Below are 13,425 nucleotides of genomic sequence, written 5' to 3' on the forward strand. Positions count from 1 at the left end.
ACCTTTAAAAAACGCAGTTAAAATCAACCGCACTTTATTTGTAGATGATCCTGCGTGCTTTCACACGCAGGATATTGTTTATTAAGCGTAAAGCGGATTTAAAATTTCAGTTTTTAAACCAAATTTTGCGATTGCATCAGCCACCACTTTCGCATCAAATTTGCCTTGTTTTGCAAGCTCATGTAATGCTGCAACCACAACATAACGCGCATCCACTTCAAAGTGTTCACGTAAGTTTTCACGGCTGTCTGAACGACCGAAACCATCTGTACCTAATACGTGATAGCTTTGTGCAGGAATGAATGCACGAACTTGTTCTGCGAACAATTTCATGTAGTCAGTAGCCGCAACAGCTGGCGCATCGTTCATTACTTGTGCAATGTAAGGTACGCGTGGTGTCTCAGTTGGATGTAACATATTCCAACGTACGGCATCCGCACCTTCACGAGCCACTTCAGTGAATGAAGGCACACTATATACATCTGAGCTTACGCCATATTCATTTGCAAGGATTTGTGCTGCTTCACGAACGTGACGGAAGATTGCACCAGAACCTAATAATTGAACATGACCTTTGTTGCCTTTCGATTCAACGGTTTCAAATTTATAAAGACCTTTACGAATACCTTCTTCTGCACCTTTTGGCATTGCTGGTTGTTCGTAAGTTTCATTTAATGTGGTGATGTAGTAGAACACATCTTCTTGTTTTTCACCGTACATACGGTTGATACCGTCTTGTAGGATAACTGCCACTTCATAAACGTAAGCTGGGTCATAAGATACACAGTTAGGAATAACAAGAGATTGAATATGGCTATGACCATCTTCGTGTTGTAAACCTTCACCATTTAATGTTGTACGGCCAGAAGTACCACCGATCATGAAACCACGTGCTAATTGGTCACCTGCTGCCCACATTAAGTCACCCACACGTTGGAAACCAAACATTGAGTAGTAGATGAAGAATGGAATCATCGGAAGGTTATTTACAGAGTATGAGTTCGCTGCCGCTAACCAAGATGATGCAGCACCTAATTCATTGATCCCTTCTTGTAATACTTGACCATCTTTTGCTTCACGGTAGTAAGCCACTAAATCACGATCAGAAGGCACATAGTTTTGACCATGTGGGTTGTAAATACCGATTTGACGGAATAAACCTTCCATACCGAAAGTACGTGCTTCGTCAGCAACAATTGGCACAATTTGTTTACCAATATTTTTATCTTTCAAGAGCGTATTTAAGAAACGTACGAATGCCATTGTAGTTGAAATTGGACGAGCTTGAGCTTCCAATAGCGGTGCAAATTCTTCTAAAGATGGCACTTTAAATTCAGTGGTGAATTTTGGTAAACGTTTCGGTAAGTAACCATTTAACGCTTTACGTCTGCCGTGAAGATAATTGTACTCTTCCGAACCTTCTGGGAAGGTAATGTACGGATAGTTAGGAATATCTTCATCTTTAATATCTAATTGGAAATGATCACGGAAAGATTTTAAGCTTTCGAGAGACATTTTTTTAGATTGGTGCGCAGTGTTTTTACTTTCTGCTTCAGGAATTTTATAACCCTTAACCATGTGCGCTAAGATCACAACAGGTTTACCTGCAGTTTGCGCTTTATGGAATGCGGCATAAAGTTTTTCTGAATCGTGACCACCACGTCTTAATGCCCAGATTTCATCATCTGTCATATCCGCTACTAATGCAGCGGTTTCTGGATAACGACCGAAGAAGTGTTCACGAACGTATGCACCATTCTTAGATTTGAAGGTTAAATAGTCACCGTCAAGTACTTCCATCATTAATTGGGTTAATTTACCAGTAGTATCTTTTGCAAATAATTTATCCCAGCCACTACCCCACATAACTTTAATGACTTCCCAACCAGCACCTGCAAATAAACCTTCTAATTCTTGAACGATTTTGCCGTTACCCGTTACTGGACCATCTAAACGTTGCAAGTTACAGCTTACTACGAAGATTAAGTTATCTAAGCCTTCACGTGCTGCAAATGTTAAATCACCTTTTGCTTCGATTTCGTCCATCTCACCGTCACCAAGGAAAGCATAGACTTTTTGATCTTTGGTATCTTTTAAACCACGGTTATCTAAGTATTTTAAGAAACGAGCAGTACGGATTGCATTTACTGGACCTAAACCCATCGATACTGTGGAGAATTGCCAGAATTCAGGCATTAATTTCGGGTGTGGGTAAGAAGAAAGGCCTTTACCTGGTTCACATTCCTGACGGAAATTATTCATTTGATCTTCAGTAATACGACCTTCAATAAATGCACGAGCATACATACCTGGTGCCGCGTGGCCTTGGAAGAAGACTAAGTCACCGCCGTTTTTATCTGTAGCAGCTTTGAAGAAGTGGTTAAAACAGACTTCATACATGCTTGCTGCAGATTGATAAGTTGAAATATGACCACCTAATTCAAGATCTTTTTTCTGGCCACGTAATACCGCCATGATCGCATTCCAACGTACAGCACTACGAATACGACGCTCAATAGCTTTATCACCTGGGTATGCTGGCTGTTCAGAAACTGGGATGGTATTAACATAAGGGGTTGTTACGCCACCTTTTGCAATGTTCACACCACCGTTACGTGCCTGATCAATCACTTGATTGATGATGTAATGCGCACGCTCTGCGCCTTCTGCACGAATTAATGAATCGACAGCTGACAACCAATCCTGTGTTTCAATTGGGTCAATATCGTTTACTAAGGTATCTGACATAGTCTTTCCTTATTTTACTGAGTGAAAATGAAGTTTGGTCATGACCAAACACGAAAATCAAGCTTGTTAATCAATGTTACAAACATTTAACAAATCTTGTAAATTTTAGAAGATTTTTTGCAAGAAAGATAGTAGATTTTCACTGTTCTCACGCATTTCTTCCTGTTATTGCAATAGTCTTCATTAAAAGTGCGGTCATTTTTAAAGGATTTTTGGGTTTAAATTAAAGCATACTTTATATATTGCATTCCCTACCCGCTTTGATCTAAAGTGTTCGCATGCTTTTGAGCTTTTTAGAGGACAAAATATGAACACGACAACTCGCCCAATCTTTTCTCATAAACGAATAGCGCTCGTTGCACATGATAGCTGCAAACAAAATCTACTCAATTGGGTAAAGAAACACAAAGATGCACTCGCTCCCCATCAGCTTTATGCGACGGGTACAACAGGACATCTATTGGAAAGAGAAACGGGACTCAAAATAGCCTCGCTATTAAGTGGCCCGATGGGCGGCGATCAACAACTTGGCGGACTGATTGCTGAGAAAAAAATTGATATGATGATTTTCTTTTGGGATCCAATGAACGCGGCACCACATGATCCAGATGTAAAAGCGCTCATGCGTATTGCAACTGTTTGGAATATTCCTGTGGCAATTAATCAAAGTACCGCTGATTTTCTTTTAACATCAAGCTTATTTGATCAAGAAATCAATATTGATATCCCCGATTATGAAGGATATTTAAAAGCGCGTTTAAGTTAACCAAATAAAAAGGAGATAAATCACTTTATCTCCTTTCTGTTTATTTACTCGTAAATTACTTACCCTGCATTGCCGCGCTCATGATTAACATAAATAGCACGCCTTGCACCTGCTCTTCTGGAATCACTTGACCATTAAGTTTTAATTCACCTTTTTCAAGTACTAAGGCAAGCGTCACATTTTTATCGTTATTCACCACAATATTTTGTGCTGCTGCTTGTTTGGCTTGCTCTTCAATTTTCTCTTTAATCAACGCTTTATCTTCTTCTGGAGCAAATTGTGTCATGATTTTTTCTGCTGTCGCTTTATCTACATGAATATGCACAGCAAAATCCGTAAATTGTTTATATAAATTTCCTTTCATTAAATCAAATTTTGGATCTTTCGCTAATGCCACATTGAGATCTAATGACACTTTACCTTGATTGTCTGAAATTGATACTGGGTTGAGTTTAAGTTGAGGCTGATTATTAAAAATAGCCATACCATGCTCTTCAACCCATGAACTTAAGATTTCAGATACCACTTCATCATTCACATTTTTATCATCTCTAACAGACTTAAATACCGTGAAAACAGCTTCAATCAAGGCATTTGCTGCGTTTGCTTCAATATGATTTAATTCACTATTGTTAGTTAACTTCCCTAACTCTTTTCCATCTAAAACAAATGAATCTACTGCACTCTCACTTTTTAAGTTTACAAAATCACCATTAAGTGAAATATCAGATGTGGCTTTTAAACCTTTTTCAATAAGAGAAGTCGTTTTTCCAGCATAGTCCATGCTCGTCATTTCGAAGCTTTCAGTTGAATAAGAACCTTTCCCCGTATAAATGTAAGCCCATTTTGTAGGATTGAATGAAGCATCCAATTTCATGCCCTTCATCTTCGTTTTTACCGACTTAACTGCAGTAGCGTCCTGGCTATCCCCATCTGCACTACTAGGGCCTAAATCAGCTGTCACTTCGTCTAAGGTCATGTCATATTTCCCCGCTCGATCTTTATCTACATCAAAACCAATGTTGATATTTGACCATGAGATCTTATTTTGCGGTGAGTGAGGATCTGTCATTTCCCCTGCTGCTAATTCAACTTTACCTTTTGTTGCTAAACTATAGCTAGTCGAAGCTTGATATTGAACAGGTTTATCTGATTTAAGAAAATCAAATAGCGGCTGAGTTGTTTCATTTTTACCAATCACACCTTGTGCTGAAAACATTGTTGGTACGAAGTTAAATTTTTCCAACTGATTAAGTGGAAATGGTCCATGATAAAGCTTAGTTGAAAGTGGGATAGTAAATACTTGTCCTTCTTTTGGTAAAGAAATAACGACTTCATCTTCTACTTGAGAAGTAAAGAAACTGCGATCAAATTGCTTATTTTTATAAACAAGATTCACTGAATCTGACAAACCTAAACTTTGGAATTTTTGGTTCGCTAATTCAATTTGACGCAAATATTCAGTCTGTGCTTTTTCTCCAGTAAACCATGCACCACCGATGCCGACAATACCGAGGGCAACAATGACACCTAATGCTACAGTTGATTTTTTCATTTTGATTCCTTTGCTAACTAATAGATGATTAAAATTGCTGGCAATTTATCACAAATCACAATTTTTTTCTTATTTTTAAAAAATAATTTTATATCCCCCCTTGAACTTCTCATCTCTGGACTTATTTTGTAAAGCAAGAACGGAAATGACCGCACTTTAAAAGGAAGAAAAAATTTTAAATCTTGCCTCTTGAAATGCGAAAAAGTATCCACATCTTATTCATCGTAACAATTTACAACGAATTTAAAATTTAATTAGGAGTAACAACATGGGAAAAATTATTGGTATTGACTTAGGTACAACAAACTCTTGTGTCGCTGTAATGGATGGTGACAAACCTCGCGTAATTGAAAACGCAGAAGGCGATCGTACTACCCCGTCAATTATCGCTTATACAAATGATAACGAAATTTTAGTCGGTCAACCGGCAAAACGCCAAGCGGTGACCAACCCGAAAAATACATTATTCGCAATCAAACGTTTAATTGGTCGTCGTTTTGATGATGCTGAAGTAAAACGTGATATCGACATTATGCCATTTGAAATTACCAAAGCAGACAATGGTGATGCATGGGTAAATGTAAAAGGTGACAAACTTGCACCGCCACAAATTTCTGCAGAAGTATTGAAAAAAATGAAGAAAACTGCAGAAGACTTCTTAGGTGAGCCAGTGACTGAAGCGGTAATCACTGTTCCAGCATACTTTAACGATGCTCAACGTCAAGCAACTAAAGATGCAGGTCGTATCGCAGGCTTAGAAGTTAAACGTATTATCAACGAACCTACAGCTGCAGCATTAGCTTACGGTTTAGATAAAGGTCAAGGCAACAAAACTATCGCTGTTTATGACTTAGGTGGTGGTACATTCGACTTATCTATCATCGAAATTGATGAAGTAGGTGGCGAAAAAACCTTCGAAGTATTAGCAACCAACGGTGATACTCACTTAGGTGGTGAAGACTTCGATAACCGTGTTATCAACTACTTAGTGGATGAGTTCAAAAAAGAACAAGGCGTTGACTTACGTAACGACCCACTTGCAATGCAACGTTTAAAAGAAGCAGGTGAAAAAGCGAAAATTGAACTTTCTTCTGCACAACAAACTGATGTGAACTTACCTTACATCACTGCAGATGCTACAGGTCCTAAACATTTAAACATTAAATTAACTCGTGCTAAATTAGAATCTTTAGTAGAAGATTTAGTGGCGAAATCACTTGAACCTGTAAAAGTTGCATTAAACGATGCTGGCTTAAGTGCATCACAAATTGATGATGTTATCCTAGTGGGCGGTCAAACCCGTATGCCATTAGTACAACAAAAAGTAGAAGAATTCTTCGGTAAAGCACCTCGTAAAGATGTGAACCCAGATGAAGCCGTTGCTATCGGTGCAGCAGTTCAAGGTGGTGTATTAGCGGGTGATGTAACGGATGTATTATTGTTAGACGTAACACCGTTATCTTTAGGTATCGAAACCATGGGTGGTGTGATGACTACCTTAATTGAGAAAAACACGACGATTCCAACTAAAAAATCGCAAGTATTCTCAACAGCAGAAGATAACCAAAGTGCAGTAACCATTCACGTGTTACAAGGTGAACGTAAACAAGCATCAGCGAATAAATCTTTAGGTCAATTCAACCTTGAAGGCATCAACCCAGCTCCACGCGGTATGCCACAAATTGAAGTAACCTTCGATATCGACGCTGACGGTATTATCCACGTTTCTGCGAAAGATAAAGGCACAGGTAAAGAACAACAAATCACCATCAAAGCCTCTTCTGGTTTAAGTGATGAAGAAATTCAACAAATGGTTCGTGATGCAGAAGCAAACGCTGAAGCAGACCGTAAATTTGAAGAATTAGTACAAGCTCGCAACCAAGCGGATCATCTTGTACACGCTACACGTAAACAATTAGAAGAAGCCGGTGATAAAGTTCCAGCTGAAGATCGTGCAGCAATTGAAAGTGCATTAAGCGATTTAGAAACTGCAGCGAAAGGCGAAGATAAAGCAGCAATCGAAGCTAAACTTCAAGCGCTTGCAGAAGTTGCTCAAAAACTCGCTCAAGCTGCACAACCACAAAGTGATGCACAACAAGCTCAAAGCAGCAGCAAACCAAATGATGATGTTGTTGATGCTGAGTTTGAAGAAGTGAAAGATAATAAGTAGGTGAGCTAATGGCTGTATATGCTAATGAGAAATATCTAATTAAGTGTTCCAATAGTAAGGAACACTGGACATTGAGCTATGCTCCCGGAGAAATAGTTCCTGTATCAGGGATATATAGATGTGTTAATTGCGGGAAAGAAATCGCAGCAAACAAAGACGATCCATTTCCACCGCAAAATCATCATCAACATTATCCTATAACAGATATTCTGTGGAAACTAGTTATCCGAGCTGATACTAAAGCAGATAATTGCGGTATCAGAAAATAATTCAATAGGGCGTAGCAATACGCCCTATTGGTGTATTCATCAACCACAATTTTTCCTGACTTTATTTGAAAAAGTGAAGTAAGGAAAAATAAACCCGGAGGATAAATGGCGTTAAAACTCTATCCAATCGTACAACAACGCTTAAATAACAACATAGCAGATGAGATAATTCCGTCCCTTTGGCAAAACAATTTCGACAAACTACCACAAGGTCACTGTTGTTATGGTATCTATTTTAATTATGCTACGAATTACCAAGCAGACTATGATTTTGCGATTGCAAGTGAGGTTGTATTAGAAACAGATATCCCGGTGATTGAAATTGAAGATTTGAGTTTCTACGAAGTTTTTCATTGCAAAGTAAATGAAATTTATCAAACATGGCAACTGATCTGGGAAAAAGAACAACAAGGTTTACTTAAGCGGGCTTATTCGGTGGATTTTGAAAAATACCACCCCGATGGTTTGGTAGAAATTTATATCGCTGTTGAACCTCATTGCTAAGCTCAAAGTGCATAAAATTTTATAAAAAATGACCGCGCTTTATCCCCATACAAACACAACTAAAGGAAAAAACAATGAAATTCGAAACGAAATGCCTCCATGCTGGCTATAGCCCTAAAAACGGTGAGCCACGTGTTCAACCTATCGTGCAAAGCACGACTTATACCTACGATTCTGCTGAAGAAATTGGTAAGTTATTTGATTTACAAGCTGCAGGTTATTTTTATACTCGCCTAGCAAACCCTACAACTAATGCTGCGGAAGAAAAAATCACGGCACTTGAAGGTGGCGTTGCAACAATGTGTACTGCCTCAGGTCAATCTGCTGTTTTCTACGCAATGCTGAATATTTTAGAAGCTGGCGATCACTTCATTTCCTCTTCTTATGTGTATGGCGGTTCCTACAATTTATTTGCCCACACATTCAAAAAAATGGGGATTGAAGTGACTTTTGTAGATCAAGATTTACCACTTGAAGAACTCAAAAAAGCAATCCGTCCAAATACAAAAGCTGTCTTTGCTGAAACCATTGCGAACCCCGCTTTACGCGTGTTAGATATTGAAAAATTTGCAGCCTTAGCGAAAGCTGCAGAGGCGCCATTATTAATTGATAACACCTTTGCTACCCCCTATTTTTGTCGTCCAATCGAATTTGGCGCAAACGTGGTCATTCACAGCACATCTAAATATTTAGATGGTCATGCTATTGCCTTAGGTGGCTCAATTACTGATGGCGGTAACTTTAATTGGAATAACGGCAAATATCCGCAATTAAGCACGCCAGACCAAACTTATCATGGTTTGGTTTACACAGAAACCTTTGGCCCCGCAGCTTATATTGTCAAAGCACGCGTGCAATTAATGCGTGATTTAGGTGCTACACCAGCTCCTCAAAATAGTTTCTTATTGAATGTAGGTATGGAAACCCTTGCGCTTCGCATGCAACGTCATTATGAAAATGCACAGGCTGTAGCCGAGTTTTTAGAAAAACATCCGCAAGTCGTTAAAGTGAATTATCCTGGCTTACCAAGTTCACTAGATTACGCGCTCAAACAAAAATACTTACCGAACGGTTTGTGTGGTGTTATTTCCTTTGAGATCAAAGGTGACAAAGAAACCGCGGCAAAATGGTTAAACGCATTACAAATGACCTCACGTGAAGTACACGTAGCCGACATTCGGACTTGTGCATTACATCCAGCAACTTCAACGCACCGCCAATTAAGTGAAGCTGAATTAGAAAAAGCAGGGATTTCTCCAGGACTTATTCGCCTTTCTTGCGGTATTGAAAATATTCAAGATATTTTAGCTGACTTAGAGCAAGCATTTGCAGCAGCAAAATAAGTCATAAATTAACGAATTTACCCTTGATATTTCTGACTTCGACATTATTTTTATTCTTAGGTATATCGTTAACGCAATACCATACAATAACAAAATAAAATTTTTTAAATTTATATTTTTAAACGGAAAACGAAAACATTATGGCAAAGAAAGATTATTACGACGTTCTTGGTGTTGAACGTGGCGCAGATGAAAAAGCAATTAAACGTGCTTACAAAAAACTCGCCATGCAATATCACCCTGATAGAACCAAAGGTGATAAAGCCAAAGAAGAAAAATTTAAAGAAATCCAAGAAGCCTATGAAATCCTAGGTGATAAAGAAAAACGTGCCGCTTACGATCAATACGGCCATGCAGCCTTTGAACAAGGCGGCATGGGAGGCGGTGGCTTCGGTGGCGGATTCAGCGGTGCTGATTTCGGTGATATTTTTGGTGATATGTTCGGCGATATCTTCGGCGGTGGCGGACGCGGTCGTCAGCGTGTTGTTCGCGGTGAAGATTTACGCTATGACATCCAAATCACGTTAGAAGAAGCCGTAAAAGGTACAACCAAAGATATCCAGATTAATACCCTTGCTCACTGTGATAGCTGCGATGGTACTGGCGCAGAAAAAGGATCAAAAGTTGAGACATGCCCAAGCTGTCATGGTTCAGGTCGTATTCGTCGCCAACAAGGTTTCTTCGTAACTGAAGCGGTTTGTCCTACTTGTCATGGTTCTGGTAAGAAAATTGAAAAACCATGTAAAAGCTGCCATGGCGAAGGTCGTGTTCACAAGAAGAAAAATCTTTCCGTTAAGATCCCAGCAGGTGTGGATACCGGCAACCAATTACGTTTAAGCGGCGAAGGTGCAGCGGGCGAAAATGGTGCACCTGCAGGCGATTTATATGTGGTGATTCACGTTAAAGAACATCATATCTTCGAACGTGATGGAAACAACCTCTACTGCGAAGTGCCAATCAGTTTCTCAATGGCTGCGTTAGGTGGTGAAATTGAGGTCCCAACCTTAGACGGTAAAGTGAAACTCAAAATCCCTCCTGAAACCCAAACAGGCAAACTCTTCCGTATGCGTGGTAAAGGGGTGAGCTCTACTCGTAGCGGCTACGCAGGCGATCTTATTTGTCGCGTAGTGATTGAAACACCGGTGAACTTAAATAAAGAACAAAAAGAATTATTAGAAAAACTGGAAGAAAGTTTGAAAGGACAAAAATCGCATAGTCCGAAATCTTCAAGCTTTTTAGATGGTGTGAAGAAATTCTTTGATAACTTAGGTAAGTAAACCTAAACAGAAAGTGCGGTCAATTTTAAAACTGTTTTGAAATTGACCGCACTTTTACTTTATACGACTGAAATGGCTTTTATTTGCACATAAACATCCATGCCTTGAGCGAAATGCAATTCATTAAACGCCCATTTACTGATACTTGCCCAAACTTTATGCCCTTCCACCAACACCGCAATGTCAATGCGATTCTCTTGCGGAACGATTTGTACTATTTGCCCACGTAAGATATTACGAATGCTCGTTTGCTCTGGCTTGCTGAGAGTGAGTGATACATCGGAACTATAAATACAGACGCGCACTTTTTCATTCGCTTGATGATGCACTTCGTTAATCCAAAGCTGTTGTTCGCCTAAAGAAAGTGCGGTCATTTTATAGGTTGGATTATGCAAATAGACAGGCAACGCCAACACACTACTCTGCTCCGATTCACCTTTCCAAGGGGCAAATAACGGACTGTTCCAGACATTTTCTAAGGTGTCATAGGCTTTCACTTTGCCATTTTCCATCAGCACAACGCGATCGGCCAAACGTAATAATTCGTCCAAACTGTGCGTCACATATAAAATCGGCACATTAATTTCTTTGGATAAGCTTTCCAAATATTGCATAAGCTCACGTTTGCGAGGCACATCTAAAGCAGAAAGCGGTTCATCCATCAGCAAAATATCAGGATCCGTTAATAAGGCTCGCCCAATCGCCACACGTTGTTTTTCTCCGCCTGATAAAGTAAGCGGATAGCGTTTGAGCAACGGTTCAATACCAAGTAGCTGAACGATATAGTCAAAATCTTCATGGCTGACATTCTTCATGCCATAACGTAAATTGCCTTTGACATTGTAATGCGGGAATAAACGCGCATCTTGGAATACATAACCGATTTTGCGCTGATGCACAGGGAGATTCTCACCGTTCTCCACATCCACCAAAGTGCGGTCATTTAAACGAATAAATCCTTGATCGGGATGAGTTAAACCACTCACCAAATTAATCAATGAGGTTTTCCCCGAACCTGACAAACCAAAAATCGCCGTCACACCTTGAGTTGGCAGTTGCAGATCCGCACGTAAGGTCAGGCGACCTAATTGTTGTTGTACATTAATGTGTAGCATCGCCTTGCCCCAATTTTTTCTGCATCCGTTTACTTAAGGTTTCGGAAAGCAATAAAGAAATTAATGAAAGGATCACCGCAAACAAGCAAAGTCGTGCAGTTTGTGCTTCTGCGCCTGGTGTTTGGATAAATGAATACATCGCTAAAGGAATGGTTTGAGTTTCTCCTGCGATATTGGAAACGAAAGTAATAGTTGCACCAAACTCACCTAAAGAACGAGCAAAACCTAATACTAAACCCGCCAATACACCAGGTAAAGAAAGAGGCAACGTGATTGTAAAAAAGACTCGCCAAGGCGAAGCACCAAGCGTTTGTGCGGCTTGCTCTAATTTAAAATCAATGCTTTCTAAGGAAAGACGTATCGCCCGCACAACCAATGGAAATGCCACCACCGCTGAAGCTAATACCGCCCCCTTCCAACTAAAGCCGAAGGATAAGCCAAACCATTGATATAAATACTTGCCAATAAAGCCATTACGTCCCATGGCGACTAATAATAAATAACCGATAACCACCGGCGGTAACACCAAAGGCAGATGAATAATTCCTGTAACCAGCGACTTACCGTAAAATTCCTTACGAGCCAGCAACCAAGCGATAAAAATTGCGAAGGGCAAACTCCAAAGCATAGAACTCAATGCGACACTCATGCTTAAGTGAATCGCATCCCATTCCATCGGGCTTAATTTAAACCAAGAGAGCAAAATATTTCCTTGTGTATATATCAATATGACGAAATTTCTTTAGAGATAACAAAAAGGACAGTTGCCTGTCCTTTCTTTATAAAGTCTGAGCTCATTATTTCACAGAGAAACCATATTCAACAAATATTTTTTTCGCTGCGCTCGATTCTAAGTAGTTAAGGAAATCACGGGTATCCGCATTGTCATGATCTTTTAAAATCGCGACTGGATATTCAACTGGTTTATAGCTATCTTTCGGGAATACACCTACTGCTTTCACGTCTTTACTCACTTTTGCATCAGTGCTATACACGATACCGTAAGGTGCTTCAGCACGTTCAACTAAGGCTAACGCGCCACGTACGTCTTTCGCACGAGCTAATTTATCTTTAACTTGATCCCATAAATTTAATTTCGTTAATGATTCTTCTGCATATTGTCCCGCAGGAACATGCGCAGGATCACCCACAGATAAATAGCTGTCTTTTAAGCCTTTAATCCATTCACCTTTAGCAATATCCACTGAATTAACCGCACTTTTAGCCGGTGCAATTAATACTAATTCATTACCCGCTAATACTTTTTCCGTTTCTTTTACGGTGAGATTTTTATCTGATAAATATTTCATCCATTTGTTGCTAGCTGAAATAAATAAGTCTGCAGGTGCACCTTCTTCAACTTGTTTGGCAAGGGTAGAAGAAGAAGCAAAAGAGAAAACGACGGTATTATTTGGCTTTTCAGTTTGGTATTGATCCGCAATTTGTTGTAACGCATCAGTCATTGAAGCTGCTGCAAACACAGTCACTTTTGCTGATGCAGCAAAAGATACGCCCATGCCTGCAATTAAAAGTGCAGTTGCAAATTTAGTTAATTTCATTATTTATCTCCTATATAAATGAAACTATATATAAAAAAATATACTACGAGTAAATTATAACTTGAATTTTTAAATAAGCATACAGAAAAACTTAAAGATCAAGTAAAATAAACAGAATT

11 protein-coding genes are annotated in these 13,425 nt (G+C 39.4%); 6 read left to right on the forward strand and 5 right to left on the reverse strand.

Annotation, left to right across the window (positions count from 1 at the left end; genetic code table 11):
- Window positions 1-81: 81 nt before the first annotated feature.
- A complete protein-coding gene (aceE, locus tag HMPREF3279_RS03580) occupies window positions 82-2,748 on the reverse strand; it encodes a pyruvate dehydrogenase (acetyl-transferring), homodimeric type (protein WP_070868093.1) in 2,667 nt (888 codons plus the stop codon).
- Between the two features lie 307 nt (window positions 2,749-3,055).
- Between aceE and mgsA the strand changes: the two genes are divergently transcribed.
- Entirely contained in the window at window positions 3,056-3,514 is a 459-nt protein-coding gene (gene mgsA, locus HMPREF3279_RS03585; RefSeq protein ID WP_070868094.1) for a methylglyoxal synthase, read from the forward strand.
- 55 nt (window positions 3,515-3,569) lie between these two features.
- Here mgsA and HMPREF3279_RS03590 read toward each other — a convergent pair whose 3' ends face one another.
- Window positions 3,570-5,069, reverse strand: coding sequence for a YdgA family protein (locus HMPREF3279_RS03590; protein WP_070868095.1), 1,500 nt, complete (start codon window positions 5,067-5,069; stop codon window positions 3,570-3,572).
- Window positions 5,070-5,337: 268 nt separating this feature from the next.
- Between HMPREF3279_RS03590 and dnaK the strand changes: the two genes are divergently transcribed.
- From dnaK to dnaJ, 5 genes are all read left to right on the forward strand, one after another.
- Window positions 5,338-7,239, forward strand: coding sequence for a molecular chaperone DnaK (dnaK, locus tag HMPREF3279_RS03595; RefSeq protein ID WP_070868096.1), 1,902 nt, complete (start codon window positions 5,338-5,340; stop codon window positions 7,237-7,239).
- Window positions 7,240-7,247: 8 nt separating this feature from the next.
- Entirely contained in the window at window positions 7,248-7,508 is a 261-nt protein-coding gene (locus HMPREF3279_RS03600; RefSeq protein WP_070868097.1) for a protein L, read from the forward strand.
- A gap of 105 nt (window positions 7,509-7,613) precedes the next feature.
- Window positions 7,614-8,012, forward strand: coding sequence for a GyrI-like domain-containing protein (locus HMPREF3279_RS03605; protein ID WP_070868098.1), 399 nt, complete (start codon window positions 7,614-7,616; stop codon window positions 8,010-8,012).
- A gap of 74 nt (window positions 8,013-8,086) precedes the next feature.
- Window positions 8,087-9,355: an O-acetylhomoserine aminocarboxypropyltransferase/cysteine synthase family protein gene (locus tag HMPREF3279_RS03610; RefSeq protein WP_070868099.1), complete on the forward strand. Its 1,269-nt coding sequence runs from the start codon at window positions 8,087-8,089 to the stop codon at window positions 9,353-9,355.
- Window positions 9,356-9,495: 140 nt separating this feature from the next.
- Entirely contained in the window at window positions 9,496-10,632 is a 1,137-nt protein-coding gene (gene dnaJ / locus HMPREF3279_RS03615; protein ID WP_049366086.1) for a molecular chaperone DnaJ, read from the forward strand.
- Between the two features lie 59 nt (window positions 10,633-10,691).
- On the opposite strand, the gene modC is transcribed toward dnaJ, so the two are convergent.
- The 3 genes from modC to modA form a co-directional block, all read right to left on the reverse strand.
- The gene (gene modC / locus HMPREF3279_RS03620; RefSeq protein WP_070592391.1) at window positions 10,692-11,747 is read right to left on the reverse strand and encodes a molybdenum ABC transporter ATP-binding protein ModC; all 1,056 of its coding nucleotides are present in this window, start codon (window positions 11,745-11,747) and stop codon (window positions 10,692-10,694) included.
- Window positions 11,734-12,423, reverse strand: coding sequence for a molybdate ABC transporter permease subunit (gene modB / locus HMPREF3279_RS03625; RefSeq protein ID WP_070868100.1), 690 nt, complete (start codon window positions 12,421-12,423; stop codon window positions 11,734-11,736). Before modB ends, modC begins: the two co-directional genes overlap by 14 nt.
- Before the next feature lie 121 nt (window positions 12,424-12,544).
- Window positions 12,545-13,309, reverse strand: coding sequence for a molybdate ABC transporter substrate-binding protein (modA, locus tag HMPREF3279_RS03630; RefSeq protein ID WP_083180179.1), 765 nt, complete (start codon window positions 13,307-13,309; stop codon window positions 12,545-12,547).
- Between the last annotated feature and the right edge of the window lie 116 nt (window positions 13,310-13,425).

The sequence above is a fragment of the Haemophilus sp. HMSC71H05 genome (assembly GCF_001838635.1).
Classification (GTDB): domain Bacteria; phylum Pseudomonadota; class Gammaproteobacteria; order Enterobacterales; family Pasteurellaceae; genus Haemophilus_D; species Haemophilus_D parainfluenzae_R.